Genomic DNA, 25,748 nt, shown 5'->3' with positions numbered 1-25,748 from the left:
GGGGGTTTCCCCCTGTGAGAGTAGGACGTTGCCAGGCACTAACGAAAAGAACAGCTCAGGCTGTTCTTTTTTTGTATAAATAACGTGCAGTATTGATTCAGAAAATCTTCGCATAAAAATTGATGCGCTACATAGTAAATAGATTCGCATATTTTCAGAGAAAGTGGGAGATACTAAGAACTAGGAGGTGGAGAGGATGAAAGAAAAAAGAGAAGAGCATATTTGTATGATATGTGAACAAAGCAAGCAGAAAGGAATTTATATTTATAAAGCTTTTATATGTAAAGAATGTGAAAGAAAAGTGCTTCAGACAGCACCAGAAGAAGAAGCCTATGTTCATTTTGTTAGGAAGATGCGAAAAATTAGAATTCCTTCTGTTTTTTCTTGAGAATTCTATGATAGGCTAGTAGAAAAGTATAGAAAAGGACAGGATTGGTAGTGACTAAAGAACGTATTCCACTTATTGAAGCACTGCAGCAACATATTCATCAAAAACCGTTATCCCTTCATGTTCCTGGACATAAAAGCGGGCAAGTGTGGGTAGGACAACTTATGGAGGGATGGGGAAAATTTCTAGCTTATGATCAGACTGAAATTTCAGGGTTAGATGATTTTCATTCTCCAGAAGGCTGCATTCAAGAGGCTCAACAGTTATTAATAGATTTGTATCAAACAAGGAAAAGCTATTTTCTAGTTAACGGAAGCACAGTTGGGAATTTGGCTATGATCTTATCAGTGTGTGAAGAGGGAGACATCGTTTTTGTTCAGCGCAATTGCCATAAATCGGTTTTAAATGCATGTAAGCTTGCCAAAGTGACACCTGTGTTTTTAGAACCAGAATATGATGCTTCATTTAAAGTAGCTAGTGGAGTCAGTTTAGATACTGTTGAACAGGCATATAGACAATATGATTCCGTGAAGGCGATTATTTTAACCTATCCTAATTATTATGGGATGATTACAGATGTGAAGAAAGTGATTGAGGTTGCACAGAGAAACGGCTCTTTCGTTTTAGTTGATGAAGCGCATGGACCTCATTTTGTTTTGGGAGAGCCTTTTCCTGCTAGTTCATTATATTTAGGAGCGGATCTTGTTGTGCATTCGGCTCATAAAATGTTGCCCGCGATGACAATGGGCTCTTTTTTGCATGTGAATTCCTCTAAAGTCTCCTCAGAGAAGCTTGAATTTTATTTACAGGCACTTCAGTCTAGCAGTCCATCTTATCCTATTATGGCTTCTTTAGATGTAGCACGGGCTTTTCTGCAAGGTTTTTCGCAGGAGGATAAAGCTTTTACTTTTCAAATGAAATCTGTTTTAATGAAACAATTACAGGGGAAAGGGCTAGAGCTTTTACTTATGGACGATCCTTTGAAGTTCTTGCTGAGAAAAAAAGGGTATAAAGGATATGAGTTGCAGCATCAGCTGGAAGCGGCGGGAATTTATACCGAGCTTTCAGATGCTTCACAAGTGTTGTGCACGTTCCCTTTGCTGAAAGCGGGAAACAGTGATTATATTAAGTTAGCTGAACAGAAAGTATCAGAGCTCATTTTACACGAAAAACAAGCCGTTTCTAAAGAGATTCCTTATGTATCTCCTGCAAAAAAGACATCTCTGTTAATGATTTCTTATAAGGATCAGGAAAAGCTTGCTAAAAAGTGGGTCTCTTTAATTGAGGCAGTTGGTGAAATTGCGGCAGAGACGGTTGTTCCTTATCCGCCAGGGATTCCTCTTTTAATGATGGGAGAACGAATCACGGCAGAGCAGATCACCACTTTGGCTCAGTTGCTTGAGCAGCAAATACATATTCAAGGAGGACAGCAATTAAGTGAAAAAAAGATTGCTGTGTATCAAACATCCTGACATGAAGCGTATCTTTATTTTGGAGGTTAAAGGATGAGAAAAGGGTTATTTATCACAATCGAAGGGCCTGAAGGGGCAGGTAAGTCGAGCGTGATGCAGTTGTTAATCAATCAGCTTGAAAAAGAAGGATTTTGTGTAACAGGGACACGCGAACCAGGCGGGATCTCCATTTCTGAACAAATTCGCGAGGTTATTTTAAATAAAGACAATACAGAAATGGATGGACGCACCGAGGCGCTTTTATATGCGGCAGCAAGAAGGCAGCATCTGGTTGAGAAAGTCATACCTGCTTTAGTGAGAGGCGATATTGTTCTTTGCGATCGCTTTATCGATAGCTCGCTGGCGTATCAAGGATATGCCAGAGGACTTGGAATAGACGAGGTATTTGACATTAATCGATTTGCTGTAGATGATGTGATGCCGGATTTAACGTTATTGTTTGATGTTCGACCAGAAGTAGGATTAGCGAGAATTAATGCCCATGAAGAAAGGGAAGTGAACCGTCTAGATTTAGAATCACTTCATTTTCATAAAAAGGTGAGAGAAGCATATTTGTTGTTAAGTGAAAGGTTTCCAGAGAGAATCGTCAAAATCAATGCAGAAGCATCTGTCGAAGAAGTGTTCCATCAAGGTATGAGTTGTATTTTGGAGCGAATTAGAGCGACTGAACAATAGCTAAGATCATTTAAATTTTGTTTCTTCTCTGCGGTGGTCTCATTTTCTTGGTATAATGAGAGAATAAGAATCGGAAAGATGAGGGAGAAATGATGAAATTAATTTTAGCGGTTGTGCAAGATCAAGATAGTCATCGTTTATCACAAGCTTTAATTGATCATAATTTCAGAGCAACGAAACTCGCTTCGACCGGTGGTTTTTTAAAAGCAGGGAATACGACATTTATTATTGGAACGGATGATATTCGCCTTGATAAAGCTTTAGAGATTATTAAAGAGAACTGTCAATCAAGAGATCAAATGGTAGCGCCTGTATCACCGATGGGAGGAAATGCGGATTCTTACGTTCCCTACCCTATTGAAGTGCCTGTCGGCGGGGCCACCGTATTTGTCTTGCCGGTGGAACAATTTCATCAATTTTGATAGGGGATAGCTCATATGAAGATTGAAAAAGACATACATTTTAGTATGGACAAAGTGCGAAAAGACCAAAGGTTGCCTTCAAACGGACAATCTAAATTCTCGGCCATTGTTCAGCAACAAGGGGAACAAATGAAAGCCGATCAGATTCAGCGATTATTAACGGATATTGAAGGGGCAGGGGAACGGCTTGCTCGTTCCCGCACGTTCCAAGATTTAGCGAAATATAAAACACTGGTCCGCCGTTTTATTCGAGAAACAGTTGAATTTGGTATGAACTTGAAAAATTCTCATACGTGGAATCAATTTGGAGAAGGCCGAAAGTTAAAGATCGTTGAGACGATTGACGAGAAGTTAATTGAATTAACGGAAGATGTGATGAATAAAGAAAAGAAATCCGTTGATCTGCTTGGACAAATCGGCGAAATTAAAGGGTTAATTATTAATTTATATACGTAGGCAGGGATGTACATGTCTGAGGTATGGAAAGAATTAAAAGAATTACAGCCGGTTGTGCTCAGAATGTTAACAAATAGCCTAGAAAAAGAGCGGGTGGCTCATGCTTATATTTTTGAAGGAGATCAAGGAACAGGGAAGAAAAATGCGGCGCTGTTTTTTGCGAAAAGTTTGCTTTGTGAAGGACAAGGAACACTGGCTTGTGAGACATGCAGCAACTGTCGGCGGATTGAAAGCGGAAACCACCCAGATGTTCATTACATTGAACCAGATGGCTTATCTATTAAAAAACAGCAAATTACTTTTTTACAGCAAGAATTTAGTAAAACGGCTGTCGAGGCAAAGAGAAAGATCTATATCATTCAACATGCTGATCGAATGACAGCCAGTGCAGCTAACAGTTTGTTAAAGTTTCTCGAGGAACCAAATTCTGATACCGTTGCTTTATTATTAACAGAGCAAGTTCAACGCATGCTGCCAACGATTATTTCGCGTTGTCAGCTACTTGCGTTTAAACTGTTGCGGCCAGAGCTTCTCCAAAATAGGCTGATAGAAGAAGGGATTTCTCTGCCTTTGGCTTCATTAGTGGCCAAGCTGACAAATAACGTTCAAGAAGCACTCGAATTAAGTCGTGAAGAGTGGTTTGCACAGTCGCGTGTAATAGTGTTAAAATTATACGAAGTCCTTCAAAAAAATCCATTGGAAGCGATGGTGAAATTACAAGAGGACTTTAATGGGCATTTCAAAGATAAACAGCAAGTTAATCAAGCGCTTGATCTGTTGCTGCTTCTTTTTAAGGATTTGTTGTCGTTGCAGACAGGAAAAGAAACGGGTCTTGCTTTCCCGGATCAGCTTGCTTTACTTAAACAAAACGCTCTACAATCTTCTGCCAAAAGAGTGACAGAGCAAATGACAGCCATTTTAGAAGCGAAGCGCAAGCTTGATGCCAATATGAATCCACAATTGTTGATGGAACAGCTTGTGTTGAATTTACAGGGGGGAGCATCCTTTGTATGATGTAGTAGGAGTCCGCTTTAAGAAAGCGGGAAAAATATATTATTTTGATCCAGTCGAGCTAAAGATTGAGAAAGACGACCATGTGATCGTTGAAACAGTTAGAGGCGTCGAACATGGACAAGTGGTTGTCGGAGTGAAAAAAGTGGAGGAAGAGGATATCGTTCTTCCTTTAAAGAAAGTGATTCGTGTCGCCGATCAGAAAGATCGCCTCATAGTTGAGGAAAATAAATTAGCGGCGCAAGAAGCTTTTGAAGTATGTTGCGAAAAAATTATCGAACATAAGCTAGATATGAAGCTGGTAGATGTAGAATATACATTTGATCGCAATAAAGTGATTTTTTACTTCACAGCTGACGGACGAGTGGATTTTCGAGAGTTAGTGAAAGACTTAGCTGCTATTTTTCGGACGAGAATTGAGCTTCGCCAAATCGGTGTTCGCGACGAAGCGAAAATGCTCGGAGGAATCGGTCCGTGCGGTAGAATGCTTTGTTGCTCAACATTTTTGGGCGATTTTGAACCAGTTTCTATTAAAATGGCGAAAGATCAAAATTTATCATTAAACCCCACGAAAATTTCAGGTTTATGCGGCAGGCTCATGTGTTGCTTGAAATATGAGAATGATGAATATGAAGCGGCGAAAGAAATCCTTCCAGATGTCGGTGAAAAAGTAAATACTCCTCATGGCTTTGGAAAAGTAGTGGGGTTAAATATTTTAGAACGAGTTCTTCAAGTAGAAGTATTCGAACAAGAGCGGGTGCTTGAATTTACGATGGAAGAAATTACGACAGAAGGCGCCATTTCAGCACAAGCCACAGAGTAATGGGGTGGAATGAGTGGATAAAAAAGAGTTCTTCGACTCAGTCAGCGATATGGAACTACAAATTGGCCAATTGTATAAACAGCTCGGTGATTTGAAAAAGAGTTTGGCAGAAATACTAGAAGAGAACAACTCATTAAAGTTTGAAAATGAAAACTTGCGACGCAGGTTAGAAGAGCTGGAATTTTCTCGAAGTCAAACCGCTCAAGAAAAAAATGGAGAGAATAACAACACAAGTCCTTCAAAATTGATGGATATTGGAGAAGGTTATGATAATCTCGCTAGGCTTTACCAAGAAGGGTTTCATATTTGCAATGTTCATTTTGGCAGTCCACGTAAAGACGAAGATTGCTTGTTTTGTTTATCATTTTTAAATAAAAAATAATGTACGAGGCTGTCCAACAGGCCAGTGCCAAGACTTCCAACCGAAGATAAGGCCTGTCAGGGCAGCCTTTATTTTTTAATCAAAAATTAGCATAGTAGATTTTTTATGTAATTAGCATAATGGAGGAAAGAGAGAATGGTCACATTGAAAGGTGATGAAAGGCTTGATTATTTATTAGCAGAGGGGTTAAGAATTATTCAAAGTCCGACTGTGTTTGCCTTTTCATTAGATGCGGTACTTCTTGCTCGGTTTGCTTCAGTTCCATTAAAAAGAGGCTCCATTATTGATTTATGCTCGGGAAATGGAATCATTCCTTTGTTGATGAGTGCGAAGACGAAGGTGCCCATTACCGGAGTAGAAATACAAGAGCGGCTGTATGATATGGCTATTCGGAGTATAGAGTATAATGAATTGCAGGAACAGATTACAATGGTGCACGGTGATTTAAAAGAGGCTCCAAGCATGTTAGGCCGTGAAAAACATAGTCTTGTGACGTGTAACCCCCCTTATTTCTTATCGTCAGCCCGTGAAATTATCAATGAGAATGAGCATTTGGCCATTGCGCGTCATGAAATATGCTGTACGCTTGAGGACTGCATTCGTGCAAGCAGCCAGTTATTAAAGCAAGGAGGAAAGGCAGCCTTTGTTCATCGGCCTGGGAGACTTCTTGACTTGGTGACATTAATGCGAAAGCATCGTCTTGAACCGAAGCGGCTTCGTTTTGTGTATCCGAGACAGGGAAAAGAAGCGAATACCGTATTGATTGAAGGATTGAAAGATGGGGCACCGGATATCAAAATCTTGCCTCCTTTGTATGTATATAATCAACAGGGCGAATATACAGAAGAAGTAAGAGAGATGTTATATGGAAACGAGCAATAATCATTATTTTTATGTGCTTGAGTGTCGAGATGGTTCTTTCTATGGCGGATATACAACGAATATAGAAAAGCGTGTCACAACGCATAATGCTGGTAAAGGAGCTAAATATACACGTGGAAGAGGACCAGTGCGTCTCATTCATGTGGAAACTTATCCGACTGTTACTGAAGCGATGCGAGCAGAATATGCTTTTAAACAATTAACGAGAAAACAGAAAATGAATTACTTACAAAAAGGGGGGACATTGATATGATTCAGAAACAGAAAAGCTTTGCAAATGGTGAAGAAGGTGTGCTGTATTTAGTGCCGACTCCTATTGGCAATTTAGAGGATATGACTTTTCGCGCCATTCGAATAATGAAGGAAGCAGCTGTGATCGCAGCGGAAGATACAAGAAATACGAAAAAGTTGTGCCATTACTTCGAGATCTCCACACCGATCACGAGCTATCATGAACATAATAAAGAAACAAGCGGGAAAGCATTATTAGAGAGGATTCTCAATGGGGAGAAGGTGGCTCTTGTCAGTGATGCCGGCATGCCTTCTATTTCTGATCCTGGATTTGAGCTTGTTGCGGCGGCAATTGAAAATGGCATCGCCGTCGTGCCATTACCTGGAGCCAATGCTGCATTGACGGCATTGATTGCTTCTGGGTTAGCGCCGCAGCCTTTTTACTTTTATGGCTTTTTAAGCCGAAATAAAAAAGAAAAGAAAGCCGAGCTCACTCAATTGAATAAGAGCGGGGATACATTTATTCTTTATGAATCTCCCCATCGGTTGAAAGATACGTTGCAGGCTATGGCAGAAATACTTGGTGAACAGCGTAAAATTGTATTATGTCGAGAACTGACAAAGAAGTTTGAAGAGTTTTTGCGCGGAACGATGGCAGAAGCTATTCAATGGTCAAAAGAGGAAGAGATTTTAGGAGAGTTTTGTTTAATCATTGAAGGTAATGCAGAAGTGGAACAAGAAGAAAGTGAACAGTGGTGGATGAGTTTATCGGTTGTTGAACATGTAAATTATTACATAAAGGAACAATCTTTGCACTCGAAAGAAGCGATTAAACAAACGGCAAAAGATCGCAACTTGCCCAAAAGGGAAGTGTACCAGTCGTATCATGTCGAATAATAAAGATACCATTGGATTGATACACTTTAACAAAGCCCACATATAAAAGAAACGAGCCTTATAAGGGCTCGTTTTTATCATAAATGAATTATTTTGCAGTTTCAAATGAAGCAGCGATTTCTTGCATTAATTGCTCTGCACCTTCGCGGCTAAGAATCAATTTTCCGCCAGCAAGTTTTACGTTGTCGTCAGATACTTCACCAGTGATTTGGCAAGTCATGCTTGGTTTGTATTTCTTTAAGATGATTTTTTCGTCATCTACGTAAATTTCTAACGCATCTTTCTCCGCAATTCCTAATGTACGGCGAAGTTCAATTGGAATAACTACACGTCCTAACTCGTCAACTTTACGAACAATACCTGTTGATTTCATAATAAAATCATTTCTCCCCTCAAAATATAAGTTTTTAATAAACTAGCTATTTGGTTTTTGTCGTCATAATTCGACATATTTTTTATTTATGAATATATCATACCAACCTTTCCCATGATCGTCAACAAGAAAATGTAATTTTTCTATTAAATGTAATGTTGTTAAACCGTTGATACATAAGGACTTTTAAGTAAAGGATAAAAAAGGATGAAAATTTTTGAGGAATTTGTCGAATAAGTAGTAAAAAGGCACCTTTTGTCGACAAAAGTGAAGAGGTTCTCTTTTCATTTGTTCATTGTTTCTTTTTTGGAAGTTTAACATAATCCGAGAGAATTCCTCTTCTCTAAGGAGCGTGCGGAGATATATATGTTCAACTTGTTAAATCGACATAAGAATGTTTATTTAGATACGCTGTTGATTTTCTAACTAGATAGGATGCGATGATGTCGGAAAATCAATTTAGATTTATATAGGTGGGAGAGGTTCCTATAGAGAATCATAGATTAAATATTTACAATTACTCTTGAATAAGAGAAAATGAAGAGAGTGGGTACTTTACCAAACATGTATATTCATTTCATCAAAGAGGCAAAATGTTAGTGAAAAAATTGGTAGTTAATGCCCTTATGGCAGTGTGTGTAAATGGAAGCTCTCGACCGCTGGTGAGGGCTTTTCTATATAAAGTGAAACTTCAATCAGTGGGGGTCTTACAGCCCGTTAATGCGGGATAAATATTTATATGTCTATAGGAGGTTCAGAAAGTGAAGGATCAGTCTAATACATTTTATATTACAACACCTATTTATTATCCAAGCGGCAATCTTCATATTGGTCATGCTTATACAACAGTAGCAGGTGATGCGATGGCTCGCTACAAGCGGCTGCGCGGTTTTGATGTCATGTACTTAACAGGAACAGATGAGCACGGCCAAAAAATTCAGCGCAAAGCGGAAGAAACGAATGTCACACCGCAGCAATATGTTGATCATATTGTCGAAGGTGTTCAAGAGTTATGGAAAAAACTAGATATTTCTTATGATGATTTTATTCGCACGACGGAAGAACGTCATAAGAACATTGTCGAAAAGATTTTCAAACAGTTATTGGACCAAGGAGACATTTATTTAGACGAATATGAAGGCTGGTATTGTACGCCATGTGAATCATTTTTCACCGAACGCCAGCTTGAAAATGGCAACTGCCCTGACTGTGGCCGGTCGGTTGAGAAGGTAAAAGAAAAATCTTATTTCTTTAAAATGAGCAAATATGCGGATCGATTATTAGCATTTTATGAAGAAAATCCTGAATTCATTCAGCCGGAATCCCGCAAAAATGAAATGATCAATAACTTTATTAAACCAGGCTTAGAAGATTTGGCTGTTTCGCGGACAACATTTGACTGGGGAATTAAAGTGCCTGGCGATCCAGAGCATGTCATTTATGTATGGATTGATGCTTTATCGAACTATATTACAGCTCTTGGTTATGGAACAGAGGATGAGGAGAAATACAAAAAGTATTGGCCGGCTAATGTTCATCTTGTCGGAAAAGAAATTGTTCGTTTCCATACGATTTACTGGCCAATTATGTTAATGGCATTAGACCTGCCGTTGCCGAAAAAAGTGTTTGCGCATGGCTGGCTATTAATGAAAGATGGGAAGATGTCGAAGTCAAAAGGAAATGTTGTCGATCCGGTGACATTAATTGATCGTTATGGTTTAGATGCGCTTCGTTATTATTTATTGCGTGAAGTGCCATTCGGATCAGATGGTGTATTTACGCCAGAAGGCTTTGTAGAACGCATCAACTTTGACTTAGCTAATGATTTAGGTAACTTATTAAATAGAACGGTAGCGATGATCAATAAATATTTCGATGGCGTTATTCCAACGTATAAAGGATCTGAAGCTGAATTTGATCAGCAGTTGCTACAAGCAAATAAAGACACAGTAGAAAAATACGAAGAAGCAATGGAGAAAATGGAATTCTCTGTGGCGCTATCCGCTGTTTGGCAATTGATTAGCCGAACGAATAAATATATTGACGAAACACAGCCATGGGTGTTGGTAAAAGAAGGCGAAACAGAAAAATTAAGTCAGGTTATGGTTCATTTAGCGGAATCCTTACGGCGAGTAGCTGTTTTATTACAGCCATTCTTGACACAAACACCGAAAAAGATATTTGAACAGCTTTCCATTGCGGAAGGAGAATTAACAGCATGGGAAAGTCTATCTCAATTTGGCATCATTCCTGAAGGAACAGCTGTTGTGAAAAAAGGTCAGCCAATTTTTCCACGTCTGGATTTAGAAGAAGAAACAAACTTTATTAAAGAAAAGATGCAAGGAACGCCAGTGAAGGAAGAGAAAAAGGAAGAAGAGCCTTATATCGAGCTTGCTGATGAAATTGCGATTGATGACTTTATGAATATTGATTTGCGCGCAGCAACGGTACTCGAAGCAGAGCCGGTGAAAAAAGCAGATAAATTATTAAAGCTTCAATTGGATTTAGGATTTGAAAAACGACAAGTTGTTTCAGGAATTGCGGAGTTTTATAAACCAGAAGAGTTAGTTGGCCGAAAAGTGATCGTCGTTGCGAACTTAAAGCCCGTCAAACTTCGTGGTGAGCTTTCTCAAGGAATGATTTTAGCTGGTAAAAAAGATGGCGTCTTGTCGTTAGCCAGTGTCGATCCATTCTTGCCAAACGGCGCTCGGATTAAATAATTTTGTTTGTTGAAAAACATAGAATGTTTCACGTGGAACAAAAATTCGACGAGAACTTCTATGTTTTTCTTTTCAGAAAGGATGACAAAAATGCTTTTTGACACGCATGTACATTTAAATGCAGAGCAATACAATGAAGATATAGATGAAGTAATTCAGCGCGCCAAAGAGGCGGGAGTGACGAATATGGTGGTTGTTGGTTTTGATCGCCCGACGATTGAAAAAGCGATGGAACTTGTCGAACAACATGATTTTTTATACGCTAGTGTCGGTTGGCATCCAGTAGATGCAATTGATATGACAGCTGATGATCTGAGCTGGTTAGAGGAACTGGCGAAACATCCGAAAGTGGTCGCCCTTGGAGAAATGGGGTTAGATTATCATTGGGATAAATCACCGAAAGACGTGCAAAAAGAAGTGTTCCGCCAACAAATTCGCCTAGCTAAAAAAGTGAAGTTGCCGATTATTATTCATAATCGAGAGGCGACACAAGATATCGTTGCGATTTTAAAAGAAGAAGGTGCCGATGAAGTCGGTGGAATTATGCACTGTTTCAGCGGCAGTGTCGAAACAGCAAGGGAATGTGTCGAGATGAATTTCTATATTTCTCTTGGCGGACCGGTGACATTCAAAAATGCGAAAAAGCCAAAAGAAGTCGCCGCAGAGATTCCGCTTGATAAACTGCTGATCGAAACAGATTGCCCGTACTTAGCCCCTCATCCTTATCGCGGTAAACGAAATGAACCAGCATTCGTGAAGTTAGTGGCAGAACAAATTGCTGAATTAAAAGGACTTTCCTATGAAGAAGTAGCGAAGGCAACCAATGAAAATGCGTTAACATTGTTTCACATTGAAGCATAGGAGAAATGAAATGAAAATTAAAGAAATTATTGTCGTAGAAGGCAAGGATGATACGGTCACAATTAAACGAGCCGTTGATGCGGATACGATTGAAACGAATGGTTCAGCCGTGAACATGGCGACGATTGAAAGAATCAAACTAGCGCAGGAATCTAGAGGCGTGATTGTTTTTACGGACCCTGACTTTCCAGGGGAGAAAATTAGGAAATTTATTTCTGAACATGTGCCTAATTGCAAGCACGCTTTTTTACCAAAGCATCAAGCGTTGCATAAGCGTGGAAAAGGGGTTGGTGTCGAGCATGCATCGATCGATTCGATTCGCAAAGCGCTCAAGGACGCACAGCTGATGGAGCAAGAAGCGATCGAACAAATTACAAAAGAAGATTTAGTCGATGCTGGATTAATCGGCGGCGCACAAGCGAAAGAGAGAAGAGAAAAGCTTGGCGAAAAGCTCCGAATTGGCTATACTAACGGCAAACAGTTGCACAAGCGTCTGTTAATGTTTCAAATTACGAAAGAGCAATTTGCCCAAGCATTAACAGAGGTGCTACAGGAGGAAAATGAATGAAAGACATTGCAACTCCTACGCGGACGAAAGAAATTCTACAGAAGTATGGGTTTTCTTTCAAAAAAAGCTTAGGACAAAATTTTTTAATTGACCCAAATATTTTACATCGAATTACAGAAACAGCGGAATTGACGAAAGAAAATGGAGCGATTGAAATTGGTCCAGGGATTGGCGCCTTAACCGAGCATTTGGCGAGAAAATCAAAAAAAGTCGTGGCTTTTGAAATTGATCAGCGGCTATTGCCGATTTTGGCAGATACACTTTCTCCGTATGACAATGTGAAAATTGTTCATGAAGACGTGTTAAAAGCGGACGTAGTGAATATTTTTCAAAGTGAATTTAGCAGCATACAGGATGTTATGGTTGTTGCGAATTTGCCCTACTATGTAACAACGCCAATCATTATGAAGATGCTTGAAGAAAAGTTACCGATTAAAGGCATGGTGATTATGTTGCAAAAAGAGGTAGCTGATCGCATATCCGCTCGTCCAGGCACAAAAGCATATGGCTCTTTATCAATTGCTATTCAATATTACATGGAAGCCGAAACGGCATTTATTGTGCCTAAAACCGTATTTATGCCACAACCTAATGTTGATTCAGCCGTTATTAAGCTAATTAAAAGAGAGAAGCCTGCGGTAGATGTTGATAATGAAGCGTTCTTTTTTACAGTAACACGCGCTTCATTTGCTCAGCGCCGAAAGACTATTTTAAACAATTTAACGAATCAATTGCCACAAGGAAAAGAGCATAAAGAACAAATTATTGAAGCGTTACAACAAGCAGGTATCGACCCTACAAGGCGGGGAGAATCGTTGTCGCTTGCTGAATTTGCTAGCTTGTCCAATCAACTATACCCTATCTTTCAATAAAGTGAACCTTCAATCAGCGGGGGATTCATTTCTCATTTATTAAAAGAGGAACTAAGGCTAACGTTGCAATGCTTAGTTGTAGCGCCTTTGTCACTTTCATCGTGCAGCCGAAAAATAAAGATGATCTCAATAAGGGGTCTGACGCTTATAAGAATGTCTAAACTTTAGATGTTTCTGATTTTGGCGTCAGGCCTCTTTTATTTTTCATCAAGAGACAAAATTCCTGCTGTTGCATAGGATAGGAGGAAGAGTAAAAAAGCAACGGGGATGATGAATGTGACGATTCAAATTAACTCTATTGTCAGCCGTCCATCATATGGAAATGATATGTTGTTTAGAGTGACAGCGATTCAAGAAACAAATAAAGGAAAGCAAGCCATTTTGTTTGGTGAGGATTATCGGTTGATTGCAGATGCTCCGTTATCTGATTTAGTTGAGGTGGATTCTGACGAATGCAAGCGAATGAGAGATGATACGAGGCGACTAGAAGAGCAATCATTGCATTTATTTCGACAAGAGTTGGAGTTAATTAAAGAAAGACAGGAGTATCGGGCGACGAGCTGTTATCGTGAGGAAAATGATGTGTTTCAAATACCTGGGAGAGTGCTGCACTTAGATGGGGACCCCAACTATTTAAAAAAATGCCTCGCTGCTTACGAAACGATCGGACTCCCTGTGTATGGTATACATTGTTTAGAGAGGGAAATGCCAGACAAAGTATCTGATTTAATGGACCAATACCGGCCGGATATATTAGTGATTACAGGACATGACTCTTACTCCAAAGTAAAAGGAAGTAAAGCGGATCTTCAAGCGTATCGGCACTCCAAATATTTTGTGCAAACAGTGAGAAACGCTCGGAAGAAAGTCCCTCATCTCGATCAATTAGTGATTTTTGCTGGAGCTTGTCAATCTCATTTTGAATCAATGATTCGGGCGGGAGCTAATTTTGCTAGTTCGCCTTTTCGTGTCAACATTCATGCCTTAGATCCCGTCTATATCTCTGCAAAAATTGGATTTACCCCTTTTAATGAGCTTATTAATGTTCGAGAAGTATTACGAAATACATTAACAGGCGATAAAGGGCTTGGTGGAATTGAAACGAAAGGATTGCTGCGATTAGGCATGCCTTTTCATCAGGAAAGTGAAGAATAGTGTAGAAGTAAATTTATTTGTCATGAATCGATGAAAGTTGGGTACGCTAAATGTATGATGAAAAAAGCAGAGTTTTGTAAAACAAAAAACGTTGACAAGAAGGGGGATTCGTTGATAAAATTATCTATTTGCTTGACTTGAACTTTCACTTGTGTTATAATTTAATTAGTGAGGTGGAAGCGGATGCCAAAAACATTAGCCGACATTAAAAAATCTCTTGATTCTAATTTAGGCAAAAGACTGTTGCTAAAAGCAAATGGGGGACGACGCAAGACGATTGAGCGTTCCGGTGTATTAGCTGAAACCTATCAGGCAGTTTTTGTTGTTGAATTAGATCAGGAAGAAAATGCCTTTGAAAGAGTTTCATACAGCTACGCAGATATTCTTACAGAGACAGTAGAATTAACATTTGAAGATGCAGCAGGAAGTGCAGTTTAAGTTAGCAGTGGACACCTTGTTTACTGCTTTTTATTTTTGTTTATTTTATCTTTTCCATGCTTTCCCGCTTATTTTCTGTTAACAGCAGGAGAAACTATAAACAGGCGGTAAAAGGAGGAGAACAATGGGCAGAAGACGAGGTGTTATGTCTGACCAATTGAAAGAAGAGCTTGCGAAAGAGTTAGGGTTTTATGATACTGTTCAACGAGAAGGCTGGGGAGGAATTACTACTCGAGATGCCGGAAACATGGTAAGACGTGCGATTGAACTTGCAGAAAACCAACTGGCTAATAAACGCTAATGCTTTTCACCACTTCTAAATAAAAAACCGCCTGAGAACCGGAACGTTCCGGTTCTCTTTTTATGTGACCACTTTTCATCGTAAAAAAGAAATGTTAAAATACCATAATCTAAAAATCTATACGGACTTTATGATAAAATAAGACAAACTGTAATGTGCACAAAAGTAGGTGGCCCATAGTGAAAATAATGATGAAAGCACCAGCAAAAATTAATTTGACACTTGATGTACTACATAAGCGAGACGATGGATACCATGAAGTAGAAATGATTATGACGACGGTCGATTTAGCTGATCGCATAGAGCTAGAAGCTTTGTCTACAAATGAGATTCGCATTATTTCTCATAACCGTTTTGTTCCTGATGATAGTCGAAATCTGGCTTATCAGGCCGCTCAGCTTTTAAAGGACCGTTTTCATATTGATTCCGGTGTAGTGATTGGCATTGAAAAAGTGATTCCTGTGGCAGCCGGATTGGCCGGTGGAAGCAGCGATGCAGCTGCCACCCTCAAAGGGCTCAATCAATTATGGAATCTAGGACTTAGCTTAGACGAATTAGCTGAGATTGGCGCGGAAATTGGTTCGGACGTGTCTTTTTGCGTATATGGAGGAACAGCCTTAGCAAAAGGCAGAGGAGAGAAAATTCAGCACTTGCCGGCTCCGCCGAATTGTTGGGTCGTGCTAGCTAAACCAACTATTGGTGTATCGACAGCAGAAGTGTATAAAAATTTAAAGCTAGAAGGATTGCGGCACCCAGATACAAAAGCGATGCTACACGCCATTCATACACAGGATTATGCGAGCGTATGTAAGAATGTGGGGAATGTGTTAGAGTCGGTTACATTAAAGCTTTATCCAGAAGTTGCTCTTATTAAAGAACAGATGGAGCGATTTGGCGCAGATGCCGTATTAATGAGTGGCAGTGGACCGACTGTATTTGGGTTGATTCAGCATGATTCCAGAATGCATCGAGTGTACAATGGCTTAAGAGGATTTTGCGATCAAGTATATGCTGTGAGGCTGTTAGGCGATGGGAATCCTGTTGATTAAAGCCGTATATTAAGATATATTTAATATTAAATATTCGGTTTTACTCCTTAGGAGGGCAGAAGTAAACATGAAGTTCCGTCGAAGTGAACGTTTAATTGATATGACGCATTATTTATTAGAACATCCGCAGCAGCTTGTTCCGTTAACGTTTTTCGCTGAGAGGTATGGTTCAGCAAAGTCATCGATTAGTGAAGATTTAGCTATCGTGAAGGAAACGTTTGAACAACGAGGGATCGGTACACTACAAACGATTCCTGGAGCCGCTGGTGGGGTGAAATATTACTCTAAGATAAGTGAGGCGGAGGCCCGAGAGTTTATTGCTCGCATATGCGAACAAATAGAAAAGCCAGAGCGTCTGCTTCCTGGAGGCTATTTATACATGATGGATTTGCTTGGTCATCCTCAAGTGATTCATAAAGTAGGAAAGTTATTGGCCTCTGCTTACGCAGGGATGGAAATCGATGCGATCATGACTGTTGCAACGAAAGGAATCCCGATTGCTCATGCGATTGCTTCGCATTTAAATGTTCCAGTTGTTGTTGTAAGAAGAGACAGCAAAGTAACAGAAGGGCCTACTGTCAGTATTAACTATGTATCAGGGTCAACAAAGAGAATTCAAACGATGGTGTTAGCGAAACGCAGCTTGAAAGAAGGAGCCAAAGTGCTTCTTGTAGATGACTTCATGAAAGCTGGCGGTACCATTAATGGGATGATAAGTTTGCTTGAGGAATTTAACGCAACTGTAGCGGGGATTGCTGTATTAGTAGAAGCAGAGCACGATGAGGAGCGGCTTGTTGACGATTATATCTCGCTTGTTAAATTGCAGGATGTTAATATAAAAGAACAAGCGATTTCAGTAATTGAAGGTAATTATTTTTCAAGGAATATTGATTTTTCATAAGGGGAGATTAGGATGAGAACTGTATCGACTGAAAAAGCGCCTGCCGCCATTGGCCCATATTCACAAGGAGTATTGGTAAATAATTTATTTTTCAGCTCTGGCCAAATTCCATTAACGGCTGAAGGTCAAATGGTAGAGGGGGATGTTGCTGCTCAAACTCACCAAGTGTTCGCCAATTTAAAAGCGGTATTAGCAGAAGCGGGTGCCTCTTTAGAAACGGTCATTAAAGCGACTGTTTTTTTAGCGGATATGGAGGATTTCGCTGCTGTTAATGACGTGTATGGTCAATATTTTTCTGAGCATAAGCCAGCCCGATCTTGTGTGGAAGTCGCTCGACTGCCCAAAGATGCGAAAGTGGAAATCGAAGTTATTGCACTCGTGAAATAATCACGGGTGTATTTTTTTGGGAAATAACAAAAATTTTTCAAACTTTTCTATAAAAAAAGAAGGAATATTAAAAAAATTATTGAATTACTAGTTTAAGCTTTTTATATAGGGGAAAGGGTGGTGAAACAGAGTGGAAGTAACTGATGTGAGATTAAGACGTGTTAATACGGATGGTCGAATGAGAGCGATCGCTTCAATTACATTAGATAATGAATTTGTTATTCACGATATTCGTGTCATTGATGGCAATAATGGGCTATTTGTCGCCATGCCAAGTAAGCGCACACCAGATGGTGAATTTCGTGACATTGCTCATCCAATCAACTCCAACACACGCGGTAAAATCCAAGATGCTGTTTTAGCGGAATATCACCGATTAGGAGAGTTGGAGGAAGTAGAATTAGAAGAAGCAGGAGCATCCTAAAAAAATAGCGCAACAAGAGCCGACTTCTAAGGTACGGCTCTTTTTTTATTTGGGCCATTTTATTGGAGACAAAAAATTGTCACTTTTTCAGTACCTTGAAATGAAGGCTTTTTTAAGATATATTCAATATGGACAAAAAGGTTATAGGGGGACCCCAAATGACGAATATTTATGCTGTCATTCTTGCTGCAGGTAAAGGTACACGAATGAAGTCTAAGCTTTACAAAGTGTTGCATCCAGTTTGTGGTAAACCAATGGTAGAACATGTAATAGATCAAATTTCAAACTTACATACACAAAAGATTGTCACAATTGTAGGCCATGGAGCAGAAGAAGTGAAAGGCTATCTTGGCAACAAAAGTGAGTTTGCTTTACAAGCAGAACAGCTTGGCACTGCCCATGCTGTGAGGCAAGCAGAAGACATTCTTGCAAAAGAAGATGGCTGTACTCTTGTAGTATGTGGGGATACTCCATTGATTAAATCAGAAACAATGGAAGCGCTTGTGAAATATCATCAGGAACAAGGAGCAAAAGTAACAATCTTAACGGGCTATACTGATCATCCTGATGGCTACGGAAGAATTATTCGCAGCCAAGAAGGAACAGTAGAGCGGATCGTTGAGCATAAGGATGCATCCGCTGATGAAAGAAAAGTGAAAGAAATTAATACAGGTACGTACTGTTTCGATAATAAAGCTTTATTTGAAACATTAAAGAAAGTATCCAATGATAATGCGCAAGGTGAATATTACTTGCCAGATGTCATTGAAATTCTAAAAAATGCTGGTGAAACAGTAGCCGCTTATCAAACGGAAGACTTTGAAGAAACGCTTGGTGTTAATGATCGAGTAGCATTAAGTCAAGCGGAGAAAATTATGCGTCAGCGCATTAACGATAAGCATATGCGTAATGGAGTGACGTTGATCAGTCCTGAAAATACGTATATCGGTTCGGATGTTGTAATCGGGTCAGATACGGTGATTCATCCAGGGACGGTTCTTTCAGGTCACACAGTGATTGGCGAAGACTGTCAGATCGGTCCAAACAGCGAAATCAGCAACTGTCGCATCGGTGATCGTACAGTGATTCGTCAATCAGTTGCATCAGATAGTGAAATTGGTTGCGACGTAGCCATTGGCCCATTTGCCCATATCCGCCCGGCGTCAGAGATTCATGATGAAGTCAAGATAGGAAACTTTGTGGAAATTAAGAAATCTGTATTTGGTAAAGGCAGCAAAGCTTCTCACTTGAGCTACATTGGTGATGCCGAAGTAGGAAGCGATGTTAATATCGGATGCGGCTCAATTACAGTGAACTACGATGGGAAGAATAAGTTTTTAACAAAAATAGAAGACGGTGTATTTATCGGATGTAATTCTAACTTGGTTGCTCCAGTGACGGTAGGCAAAGGTGCTTATGTAGCTGCAGGTTCAACCATTACAGAGAATGTTCCTGGGGAATCTTTATCGATTGCCCGTGCACGTCAAGTCAATAAAGAAAACTATGTTCAAAAATTAAATCTAAACAAGTAAAGCGGAGGCCCATTATGGATAACCAGTATTTAGACCCAAATTTAAAATTATTTGCTCTTAATTCCAATCCAGCTCTAGCGAGAGAAATTGCCGATTCTATTGGCGTTGAGTTAGGAAAATGTTCTGTTAAACGTTTCAGTGACGGAGAAATTCAAATCAATATTGAAGAAAGTATTCGTGGTTGCGACGTTTATGTGATTCAATCCACAAGCGGCCCTGTAAATGATAATTTAATGGAAACATTGATTATGATCGATGCATTAAAACGGGCATCAGCTAAAACGATTAATGTTGTTCTTCCATACTATGGATATGCGCGTCAAGATCGTAAAGCGCGCGCGCGTGAACCAATTACAGCAAAGCTAGTTGCTAACTTGCTAGAAACAGCTGGAGCAACGCGTGTCATTACTTTAGATTTACATGCACCGCAAATTCAAGGATTCTTCGATATTCCAATCGATCACTTAATGGGTGTGCCAATTTTAGCGGAATACTTTAAAGGAAAAAATATTAGCAGAGAAGATATCGTGATCGTATCTCCTGACCATGGAGGCGTAACTCGTGCGAGAAAAATGGCGGATCGCTTAAAAGCGCCGATTGCGATTATTGATAAGCGTCGTCCTCGTCCAAATGTAGCGGAAGTCATGAACATCGTCGGTAACATTGAAGGGAAAATTGCCATTCTAATTGATGATATCATCGATACAGCTGGAACAATCACTCTAGCTGCTAACGCCTTAGTAGAGAATGGAGCGAAGGAAGTATATGCTTGCTGTACGCATCCTGTTCTTTCAGGTCCGGCGATTGAGCGTATTCAAAATTCTAATATTAAAGAGCTTGTAGTGACAAACTCTATTGCCCTACCAGAAGAGAAAAAGATCGATAAAGTAGTGGAATTGTCTGTTGCTTCTTTAATCGGTGAAGCGATCATCCGCGTTCATGAAGAACAATCAGTAAGTACGCTATTTGATTAATATGAACACAAAAAAGAGCCGGTCGGCTCTTTTTTTGTGTTCATATGAAAAGAAAAGTGATGATTATGTTTAAAGTTTATGGAGAAGGGAATACATAAAAGGAAGTCAGTTAGGAAAAATAGAAAATATAAACAGAAAGGTGAGTTTCTCTAATGAGTGCAGTACTTGAAGCAAAAAAACGAGCAAGTTTTCAGCGTTCTGGATTGACACAAATTCGCGAGGCCGGTAACTTTCCAGCTATTGTCTATGGTAAAGGCGTAGACAGTGAATCTGTTTATGTGAATGAAGGTGAGTTTTTTAAAATAATGAAGGAAGTCGGCCGCAATGGAGTAATCGCTCTAAAAATGGATGGTCAAAAATATAATGTGATTTTACAAGATTATCATCAAGATCCTCTAAAGAATGGCATCGTTCATGCTGATTTTTTAGCTGTGGATCTATCTTCTAATATCACAGCTAATGTGAGAATTGATATTGAAGGAGAAGCAATTGGCGTAAAAGAAGGCGGCGTTCTTCAACAGCCATTGTTTGAGCTGTCGGCAACAGCGAAAGTAAGTCAATTCCCAGAATATATTACGGTAGATGCGTCTCAATTAGGGATTGGCGATACGTTGACAATTGGAGATATCCGCAGTCAATATGATTTTGAAATCAACCACGAAGATGACGAGACCATTGTGTCGGTCTTAGCTCCTCGTTCAGGGGAAGAAGCAGAAATGGCTGATGAACAAGCAGAAGAATAAGCGAGATTTGAGGGCTGGTTTCCACGATGAGTTAACTATTCGTAGAAACCAGCCTTTTTTATTGTTCGCAAAGAATGGTGATGATTTTAACAGTATAATTTCTATCATTTGTGAGTTATACTTAAAATGACATAATGGCGATTGGTTAGTTAAGAAGGAATTTGAGGTGCAGATGATGAAATTAATAGTAGGCCTAGGGAATCCAGGTTCTAAATATGACGGGACAAGACATAATATTGGCTTCGATGTGATTGATGAATTAGCAAATCGTTTCCAAGTCTCACTAACAGAAGCGAAACATAAAGGGATTTATGCGGTTATTCGTAAAGGAACAGAGAAAGCTATTCTTCTTAAACCGCTTACATATATGAATTTATCAGGTGAGAGCATTGGAGAAGTGATGCGATACTATAATATTGATATAGAAGATTTACTAGTGATTTATGATGACTTGGATCTGCCTGTAGGAAAGATTCGTCTGCGCCAAAAAGGAAGCGCTGGCGGCCATAACGGTATTAAATCCACGATTGCTCATATGGGTACGCAAGAGTTCAATCGAATTCGTATTGGGATTGATCGTCCGAAAGGCCCGATGAAAGTGCCTGATTATGTATTAGGACGTTTTACAGCAGAAGAACAAGAAAGCATGAAGCATGTGATTGCTACTAGTGCTGATGCGGCAGAAGCATGGCTTGAACAGTCATTTCTTGAAGTGATGAATAAGTTCAATCAGTAAAAAGAGTAGCCTTTGTTAAACAATGATGTTTCACGCATTCATAAGAAATAGCTATTTTGTAAGTGTCTAGCGGAGGCTAAAAGCGGGGCAAGTATCAACATAAATCTTTAAGGTATCTAAATGAATAAATATCTTCCGCTGTGCCTATACTAAATCTAATCATTGATGCAATGGGCAGCGAGGAGGAAGAAAGATGGCTATTCATTATGTTTGCCGTCATTGTCATACTTTAGTTGGTTCGCTTGATCAATCTGTTGTTTCTACTAAACAGTTAGGATTTCACACTCTAACCGACCAGGAAAGAGCAGACATGATTCAATACGGCCAAGATGGAACGATTAAGATTCAAACAATATGTGAAGATTGTCAGGAATCGCTTGAAAGGAATCCCGATTTTCATCAATATGATTCTTTTATACAGTAAGTAGCTTTGGATGCCGATCCAAAGCATTTTTCTGTTTAAATTGTCAAAACAGTAAAACAGAGCAGGCTTCATAACAGAGAATGAAGGGGCTGGCAGTTAAAAGGGGAGGAACCGTGTGTGAATACTTTACAAAATATATTTTTACAAAACCAAGATGTTCAAGTGTTATTTAGCGGGCTATCGGAGGGCTTAAAGGAGCAGCTAGCAGCAGGTTTAACTGGCTCTTCAAGAGCGCTATTCATTGCTTCTGCTTATCAACAGACAGATAAGCCAGTTATGGTAATTACTTATAATTTGCTACAAGCTCAAAAGCTATACGATGATCTTCTGCAATTCACTCAAGAGCAGGAGGTGTATTTGTATGCCGCCAATGAGTTGATTGCGGCGGAAATTAGCATAGCTAGTCCCGAACTTCGCGCACAACGAATTGAGGTCTTAAATCATATAGTTAAAGAGAAAAAGGGCATTTATATTGTTCCTATTTCCGGACTTCGCAAGTTATTGCCACCGAAGCATGAATGGGAAGAGCTGCAAAAGCAGCTGACGATTGGGCAGGATATCGATTTAAATCAGCTGATCAATGATTTAGTCAACATGGGATATCAAAGAGCGGATATGGTATATGCACCAGGTGAATTTAGCTTGCGTGGCGGGATTATTGATATTTATCCGCTGACAGTAGAAGATCCTGTTCGTATTGAGTTATTTGATACAGAAGTGGATTCTATTCGTACGTTTTCCATTGAAAATCAGCGTTCATTAGAAAATCAGCAATCGATTATGATCAGTCCTGTAACAGAAACACCTTATCAGCCTGTTCATCTAGTTAGGCTGGCTCAACGGCTTGAGCAGGCACTAGAACAATCGTTAAAAAAGATCAAAAATGAAACGACGCAAAAGCAATTAAAAGAAAATATAAATATGGAAATAGAAAAGCTAAGACAAGGACAAAGCATTGATGGTTTATCGAAGTATATGGAAATTATGTATGAAGAGCCGATGAGCCTCGTTGATTATTTGCCAAAGGATGGTCTCGTTTTCTTTGATGAAGTGAGTCGGATTAAAGAGTTAAATGAGTCATTACAACAAGAAGAAGCAGAGTGGTATACGTCTTTACTGGAAGAAGGAAAGATTGTTCACGAGATGAAGCTCTCTTACTCCTTTACGGAAGTGATGGCAAAGATTGAGCAACCAATCATTTACCTTTCTTTATTTATGCGTAAAGTGGCAGGAACGAAACCAGAGAATGTCGTTAAATTCTCCAGCCGTTCCATGCAAAATTTCCATGGACAAATGAACGTGCTGCATACGGAAGTAGAACGGTGGAAAAAGCTTGGGATGACTGTAGTGTTTCTAGGCGAAACCGAGGAACGAATGAAAAAGATAGCAGATGTTCTAGCAGATTACGAGATTGAAGTGCTTCTTTCTCCTGAAAAAAATAAGGTAATGGAACAAGCCATTCAAATCAGTTTAGGATCATTAACTGGGGGCTTTGAATTTTCAGAACAAAAACTAGCGGTGATTACCGAACAAGAGCTATTTAATAAAAAAACGAAACGCAATAAAAGCCGCCAAAAGCTTTCTAACGCAGAGCGGATTAAAAGCTATTCTGAATTAAAGCCCGGCGATTATGTTGTTCATGTAAATCATGGAATTGGGAAGTATTTAGGTATCGAAACACTAGAAATGAAAGGCGTTCATAAAGACTACTTAAATATTAAATATCAAGGAACTGATCAGCTATATGTACCTGTTGAACAAATTGAATTGGTGCAGAAATATGTCGGCTCAGAAGGAAAAGAACCGAAAGTATATAAACTAGGTGGCAGTGAATGGAAACGGGTGAAAAGCAAAGTTCAATCCTCTGTTCAAGATATTGCCGATGATTTGCTCAAGCTGTATGCGGAACGAGAAGCGGCAAAAGGTTATGCATTTTCTCCAGATGGTGATATGCAGCGGGAATTTGAAACGGCTTTTCCATACGAAGAAACGGAAGATCAACTACGATCGATTCAGGAAATTAAACAAGATATGGAAAAGGAACGACCGATGGATCGTTTGCTGTGCGGAGACGTTGGTTATGGAAAAACGGAGGTAGCAATTCGAGCAGCTTTTAAAGCAATAGCGGATGAGAAGCAAGTAGCTTTTCTTGTGCCCACCACGATTCTTGCTCAACAACATTATGAGACGATGCTTGAACGCTTTCGTGATTTTCCAATCAATGTCGGTTTATTAAGTCGTTTCCGCTCAAAGAAGCAGCAAACAGAGACGTTAAAAGGATTAAAGAACGGAACCGTTGATATTGTCGTGGGCACTCATCGTTTGTTATCTAAAGATGTTCAATACCATGAGCTCGGTTTGCTGATTGTCGATGAAGAGCAGCGTTTTGGTGTGACTCATAAAGAGAAAATCAAGAAGTTAAAAACAAATGTCGATGTTTTAACTTTAACAGCGACGCCAATTCCGCGTACGTTGCATATGTCCATGCTAGGTGTTCGTGATTTATCGGTCATCGAAACACCACCGAAAAACCGTTTCCCTGTACAAACATTTGTGGCAGAAAATAATCCTGCGCTCATAAGAGAGGCTATTGAACGGGAACTAGCTCGAGATGGACAAGTCTTTTATTTATATAATCGCGTCGAGGACATTGAAAGAAAGGCAGAAGAAATTTCGATGCTTGTTCCCGATGCGAAAGTTGCTTATGCTCATGGACAGATGACGGAACGAGAGCTAGAAGCGGTCATTTTAAGCTTTTTAGAAGGTGAGTCCGATGTGTTAGTCACGACCACAATCATTGAAACAGGTGTGGATATCCCGAATGTGAATACATTAATTGTCCATGATGCGGATCGAATGGGGCTTTCGCAGCTGTACCAGATTAGGGGGCGTGTCGGACGCTCAAATCGCGTTGCTTATGCCTATTTTATGTATCGCAGAGATAAAGTGCTTTCAGAAACAGCTGAAAAGCGTCTAGAGGCGATTAAGGAATTTACTGAGCTAGGGTCCGGTTTCAAAATTGCTATGCGCGATCTATCCATTCGTGGAGCTGGTAATTTATTGGGATCTCAGCAACATGGATTCATCGATTCCGTTGGCTTTGACTTGTACTCTCAAATGCTGAAAGAGGCAGTAGAACAAAAGAGAGGAAACGACCAGCAAAATCATACTCCGCCATTTGAAGTGGAAATATCAATCGATGCCTATATTCCGGATAGTTATATTAAAGATAGCCAGCAAAAGATTGAAATGTACAAACGATTCCGCAGCATCGAATCATTGGAAGAGGTTGCTGAGCTAAAGGAAGAAATGATCGATCGTTTTGGTGAATATCCTCGTGAAGTAGCCGATTTATTTAAAGTAGCGGAAATGAAAGTATATGCAGGCTTTGTCCAACTTGAAAAAATTAAGCAAGAAAAAGATGTGGTGACCATTTGGATGAGTGATGTTGGGACACAGCATATTGATGGATCTAAAGTATTTGAAATTTGCCATAAACATGGCCGTGCGGTTGGGCTGGGTATGGAAAATAATCAATTGAAAATAACGATTAATATTCAGAAGTTAACGGCGGAAGCCTGGTTTGCGATAGCTTATGACATCATTCAAAATCTTGAACAAGCTAGAAAATAATCATCAAAATGTATAGAA

The 25,748-nt window shown here is 39.6% G+C and carries 29 protein-coding genes; 28 read left to right on the top strand and 1 reads right to left on the bottom strand.

Going from position 1 to position 25,748, the window contains the following annotated elements; all coding sequences use genetic code 11:
- The first annotated feature begins 196 nt into the window (after positions 1-196).
- From IRB43_RS15805 to rsmI, 11 genes are all read left to right on the top strand, one after another.
- The gene (locus IRB43_RS15805) at positions 197-388 is read left to right on the top strand and encodes a sigma factor G inhibitor Gin (RefSeq protein WP_203364446.1); all 192 of its coding nucleotides are present in this window, start codon (positions 197-199) and stop codon (positions 386-388) included.
- Positions 389-438: 50 nt separating this feature from the next.
- A complete protein-coding gene (locus tag IRB43_RS15800) occupies positions 439-1,860 on the top strand; it encodes an aminotransferase class I/II-fold pyridoxal phosphate-dependent enzyme (protein ID WP_343070895.1) in 1,422 nt (473 codons plus the stop codon).
- Between the two features lie 33 nt (positions 1,861-1,893).
- The gene (gene tmk, locus IRB43_RS15795; protein ID WP_203364445.1) at positions 1,894-2,535 is read left to right on the top strand and encodes a dTMP kinase; all 642 of its coding nucleotides are present in this window, start codon (positions 1,894-1,896) and stop codon (positions 2,533-2,535) included.
- A gap of 92 nt (positions 2,536-2,627) precedes the next feature.
- A complete protein-coding gene (locus IRB43_RS15790; protein WP_094835030.1) occupies positions 2,628-2,957 on the top strand; it encodes a cyclic-di-AMP receptor in 330 nt (109 codons plus the stop codon).
- A 15-nt stretch (positions 2,958-2,972) separates the two neighbouring features.
- Positions 2,973-3,413 (top strand): YaaR family protein, encoded by a 441-nt coding sequence (locus tag IRB43_RS15785; RefSeq protein ID WP_203364444.1) that lies wholly within the window; start codon positions 2,973-2,975, stop codon positions 3,411-3,413.
- Between the two features lie 12 nt (positions 3,414-3,425).
- Positions 3,426-4,427 carry a DNA polymerase III subunit delta' gene (gene holB, locus IRB43_RS15780; protein ID WP_203364443.1) on the top strand — a complete coding sequence of 334 codons (1,002 nt, stop codon included), beginning with the start codon at positions 3,426-3,428 and terminating at the stop codon, positions 4,425-4,427.
- Positions 4,420-5,247 (top strand): PSP1 domain-containing protein, encoded by an 828-nt coding sequence (locus IRB43_RS15775; protein ID WP_203364442.1) that lies wholly within the window; start codon positions 4,420-4,422, stop codon positions 5,245-5,247. Before holB ends, IRB43_RS15775 begins: the two co-directional genes overlap by 8 nt.
- A gap of 13 nt (positions 5,248-5,260) precedes the next feature.
- The gene (gene yabA / locus IRB43_RS15770; protein WP_203364441.1) at positions 5,261-5,629 is read left to right on the top strand and encodes a DNA replication initiation control protein YabA; all 369 of its coding nucleotides are present in this window, start codon (positions 5,261-5,263) and stop codon (positions 5,627-5,629) included.
- Positions 5,630-5,764: 135 nt separating this feature from the next.
- Positions 5,765-6,511: a tRNA1(Val) (adenine(37)-N6)-methyltransferase gene (locus IRB43_RS15765; protein WP_203364440.1), complete on the top strand. Its 747-nt coding sequence runs from the start codon at positions 5,765-5,767 to the stop codon at positions 6,509-6,511.
- Positions 6,495-6,764: a GIY-YIG nuclease family protein gene (locus tag IRB43_RS15760; RefSeq protein WP_203364439.1), complete on the top strand. Its 270-nt coding sequence runs from the start codon at positions 6,495-6,497 to the stop codon at positions 6,762-6,764. Before IRB43_RS15765 ends, IRB43_RS15760 begins: the two co-directional genes overlap by 17 nt.
- Positions 6,764-7,639, top strand: a complete 876-nt coding sequence (gene rsmI, locus IRB43_RS15755; protein WP_343070896.1) for a 16S rRNA (cytidine(1402)-2'-O)-methyltransferase — start codon at positions 6,764-6,766, stop codon at positions 7,637-7,639. The genes IRB43_RS15760 and rsmI overlap by 1 nt, the downstream gene beginning before the upstream one ends.
- A gap of 88 nt (positions 7,640-7,727) precedes the next feature.
- On the opposite strand, the gene IRB43_RS15750 is transcribed toward rsmI, so the two are convergent.
- Positions 7,728-8,012 carry an AbrB/MazE/SpoVT family DNA-binding domain-containing protein gene (locus IRB43_RS15750; protein WP_203364437.1) on the bottom strand — a complete coding sequence of 95 codons (285 nt, stop codon included), beginning with the start codon at positions 8,010-8,012 and terminating at the stop codon, positions 7,728-7,730.
- A gap of 761 nt (positions 8,013-8,773) precedes the next feature.
- Between IRB43_RS15750 and metG the strand changes: the two genes are divergently transcribed.
- From metG to mfd, 17 genes are all read left to right on the top strand, one after another.
- Positions 8,774-10,732: a methionine--tRNA ligase gene (gene metG, locus IRB43_RS15745; RefSeq protein WP_203364436.1), complete on the top strand. Its 1,959-nt coding sequence runs from the start codon at positions 8,774-8,776 to the stop codon at positions 10,730-10,732.
- Between the two features lie 90 nt (positions 10,733-10,822).
- Positions 10,823-11,593 (top strand): TatD family hydrolase, encoded by a 771-nt coding sequence (locus IRB43_RS15740; protein ID WP_203364435.1) that lies wholly within the window; start codon positions 10,823-10,825, stop codon positions 11,591-11,593.
- 10 nt (positions 11,594-11,603) lie between these two features.
- Positions 11,604-12,161 (top strand): ribonuclease M5, encoded by a 558-nt coding sequence (rnmV, locus tag IRB43_RS15735; RefSeq protein WP_203364434.1) that lies wholly within the window; start codon positions 11,604-11,606, stop codon positions 12,159-12,161.
- Positions 12,158-13,033 (top strand): 16S rRNA (adenine(1518)-N(6)/adenine(1519)-N(6))-dimethyltransferase RsmA, encoded by an 876-nt coding sequence (rsmA, locus tag IRB43_RS15730; RefSeq protein ID WP_203364433.1) that lies wholly within the window; start codon positions 12,158-12,160, stop codon positions 13,031-13,033. The genes rnmV and rsmA overlap by 4 nt, the downstream gene beginning before the upstream one ends.
- Before the next feature lie 276 nt (positions 13,034-13,309).
- Entirely contained in the window at positions 13,310-14,188 is an 879-nt protein-coding gene (yabG, locus tag IRB43_RS15725) for a sporulation peptidase YabG (RefSeq protein WP_203364432.1), read from the top strand.
- Positions 14,189-14,371: 183 nt separating this feature from the next.
- A complete protein-coding gene (gene veg, locus IRB43_RS15720) occupies positions 14,372-14,626 on the top strand; it encodes a biofilm formation stimulator Veg (protein ID WP_203364431.1) in 255 nt (84 codons plus the stop codon).
- Between the two features lie 124 nt (positions 14,627-14,750).
- Positions 14,751-14,927 carry a small, acid-soluble spore protein, alpha/beta type gene (locus IRB43_RS15715; RefSeq protein WP_203364430.1) on the top strand — a complete coding sequence of 59 codons (177 nt, stop codon included), beginning with the start codon at positions 14,751-14,753 and terminating at the stop codon, positions 14,925-14,927.
- Between the two features lie 179 nt (positions 14,928-15,106).
- Entirely contained in the window at positions 15,107-15,976 is an 870-nt protein-coding gene (gene ispE / locus IRB43_RS15710; protein ID WP_203364429.1) for a 4-(cytidine 5'-diphospho)-2-C-methyl-D-erythritol kinase, read from the top strand.
- A gap of 67 nt (positions 15,977-16,043) precedes the next feature.
- Complete coding sequence (purR, locus tag IRB43_RS15705) at positions 16,044-16,877, top strand: pur operon repressor (RefSeq protein WP_203364428.1); 834 nt, start codon at positions 16,044-16,046, stop codon at positions 16,875-16,877.
- Between the two features lie 12 nt (positions 16,878-16,889).
- Positions 16,890-17,264 (top strand): RidA family protein, encoded by a 375-nt coding sequence (locus IRB43_RS15700; protein ID WP_203364427.1) that lies wholly within the window; start codon positions 16,890-16,892, stop codon positions 17,262-17,264.
- Positions 17,265-17,394: 130 nt separating this feature from the next.
- On the top strand, positions 17,395-17,688 hold the full coding sequence (spoVG, locus tag IRB43_RS15695; protein ID WP_041101893.1) for a septation regulator SpoVG: 294 nt from the start codon (positions 17,395-17,397) through the stop codon (positions 17,686-17,688).
- 158 nt (positions 17,689-17,846) lie between these two features.
- Positions 17,847-19,220, top strand: a complete 1,374-nt coding sequence (glmU, locus tag IRB43_RS15690; RefSeq protein WP_203364426.1) for a bifunctional UDP-N-acetylglucosamine diphosphorylase/glucosamine-1-phosphate N-acetyltransferase GlmU — start codon at positions 17,847-17,849, stop codon at positions 19,218-19,220.
- Positions 19,221-19,234: 14 nt separating this feature from the next.
- The gene (locus IRB43_RS15685) at positions 19,235-20,194 is read left to right on the top strand and encodes a ribose-phosphate diphosphokinase (RefSeq protein WP_203364425.1); all 960 of its coding nucleotides are present in this window, start codon (positions 19,235-19,237) and stop codon (positions 20,192-20,194) included.
- A gap of 152 nt (positions 20,195-20,346) precedes the next feature.
- The gene (locus IRB43_RS15680; RefSeq protein ID WP_203364424.1) at positions 20,347-20,937 is read left to right on the top strand and encodes a 50S ribosomal protein L25/general stress protein Ctc; all 591 of its coding nucleotides are present in this window, start codon (positions 20,347-20,349) and stop codon (positions 20,935-20,937) included.
- Positions 20,938-21,112: 175 nt separating this feature from the next.
- Entirely contained in the window at positions 21,113-21,673 is a 561-nt protein-coding gene (gene pth / locus IRB43_RS15675; RefSeq protein ID WP_203364449.1) for an aminoacyl-tRNA hydrolase, read from the top strand.
- 193 nt (positions 21,674-21,866) lie between these two features.
- Positions 21,867-22,097 (top strand): anti-sigma-F factor Fin, encoded by a 231-nt coding sequence (gene fin / locus IRB43_RS15670; RefSeq protein ID WP_203364423.1) that lies wholly within the window; start codon positions 21,867-21,869, stop codon positions 22,095-22,097.
- Between the two features lie 117 nt (positions 22,098-22,214).
- Complete coding sequence (gene mfd / locus IRB43_RS15665; RefSeq protein WP_203364422.1) at positions 22,215-25,730, top strand: transcription-repair coupling factor; 3,516 nt, start codon at positions 22,215-22,217, stop codon at positions 25,728-25,730.
- The last annotated feature ends 18 nt before the right edge of the window (positions 25,731-25,748 follow it).

It is taken from the genome of Bacillus sp. REN10, assembly GCF_016820555.1.
Taxonomy (GTDB): Bacteria; Bacillota; Bacilli; order Bacillales; family Domibacillaceae; genus Bacillus_CE.
This window is presented reverse-complemented; position numbering and strand designations above follow the sequence as displayed.

Excerpts from the sequence above, each read along its gene's own strand:
- holB (WP_203364443.1), top strand. The coding sequence starts at position 3,426 with ATGTCTGAGGTATGGAAAGAATTAAAAGAATTACAGCCGGTTGTGCTC.
- rnmV (WP_203364434.1), top strand. The coding sequence starts at position 11,604 with ATGAAAATTAAAGAAATTATTGTCGTAGAAGGCAAGGATGATACGGTC.
- IRB43_RS15685 (WP_203364425.1), top strand. The coding sequence starts at position 19,235 with ATGGATAACCAGTATTTAGACCCAAATTTAAAATTATTTGCTCTTAAT.
- IRB43_RS15790 (WP_094835030.1), top strand. The coding sequence starts at position 2,628 with ATGAAATTAATTTTAGCGGTTGTGCAAGATCAAGATAGTCATCGTTTA.
- IRB43_RS15740 (WP_203364435.1), top strand. The coding sequence starts at position 10,823 with ATGCTTTTTGACACGCATGTACATTTAAATGCAGAGCAATACAATGAA.
- IRB43_RS15785 (WP_203364444.1), top strand. The coding sequence starts at position 2,973 with ATGAAGATTGAAAAAGACATACATTTTAGTATGGACAAAGTGCGAAAA.
- IRB43_RS15715 (WP_203364430.1), top strand. The coding sequence starts at position 14,751 with ATGGGCAGAAGACGAGGTGTTATGTCTGACCAATTGAAAGAAGAGCTT.
- tmk (WP_203364445.1), top strand. The coding sequence starts at position 1,894 with ATGAGAAAAGGGTTATTTATCACAATCGAAGGGCCTGAAGGGGCAGGT.
- veg (WP_203364431.1), top strand. The coding sequence starts at position 14,372 with ATGCCAAAAACATTAGCCGACATTAAAAAATCTCTTGATTCTAATTTA.
- pth (WP_203364449.1), top strand. The coding sequence starts at position 21,113 with ATGAAATTAATAGTAGGCCTAGGGAATCCAGGTTCTAAATATGACGGG.
- IRB43_RS15765 (WP_203364440.1), top strand. The coding sequence starts at position 5,765 with ATGGTCACATTGAAAGGTGATGAAAGGCTTGATTATTTATTAGCAGAG.
- fin (WP_203364423.1), top strand. The coding sequence starts at position 21,867 with ATGGCTATTCATTATGTTTGCCGTCATTGTCATACTTTAGTTGGTTCG.
- IRB43_RS15805 (WP_203364446.1), top strand. The coding sequence starts at position 197 with ATGAAAGAAAAAAGAGAAGAGCATATTTGTATGATATGTGAACAAAGC.
- IRB43_RS15750 (WP_203364437.1), bottom strand. The coding sequence starts at position 8,012 with ATGAAATCAACAGGTATTGTTCGTAAAGTTGACGAGTTAGGACGTGTA.
- IRB43_RS15680 (WP_203364424.1), top strand. The coding sequence starts at position 20,347 with ATGAGTGCAGTACTTGAAGCAAAAAAACGAGCAAGTTTTCAGCGTTCT.
- IRB43_RS15700 (WP_203364427.1), top strand. The coding sequence starts at position 16,890 with ATGAGAACTGTATCGACTGAAAAAGCGCCTGCCGCCATTGGCCCATAT.
- glmU (WP_203364426.1), top strand. The coding sequence starts at position 17,847 with ATGACGAATATTTATGCTGTCATTCTTGCTGCAGGTAAAGGTACACGA.
- purR (WP_203364428.1), top strand. The coding sequence starts at position 16,044 with ATGAAGTTCCGTCGAAGTGAACGTTTAATTGATATGACGCATTATTTA.
- rsmA (WP_203364433.1), top strand. The coding sequence starts at position 12,158 with ATGAAAGACATTGCAACTCCTACGCGGACGAAAGAAATTCTACAGAAG.
- IRB43_RS15760 (WP_203364439.1), top strand. The coding sequence starts at position 6,495 with ATGGAAACGAGCAATAATCATTATTTTTATGTGCTTGAGTGTCGAGAT.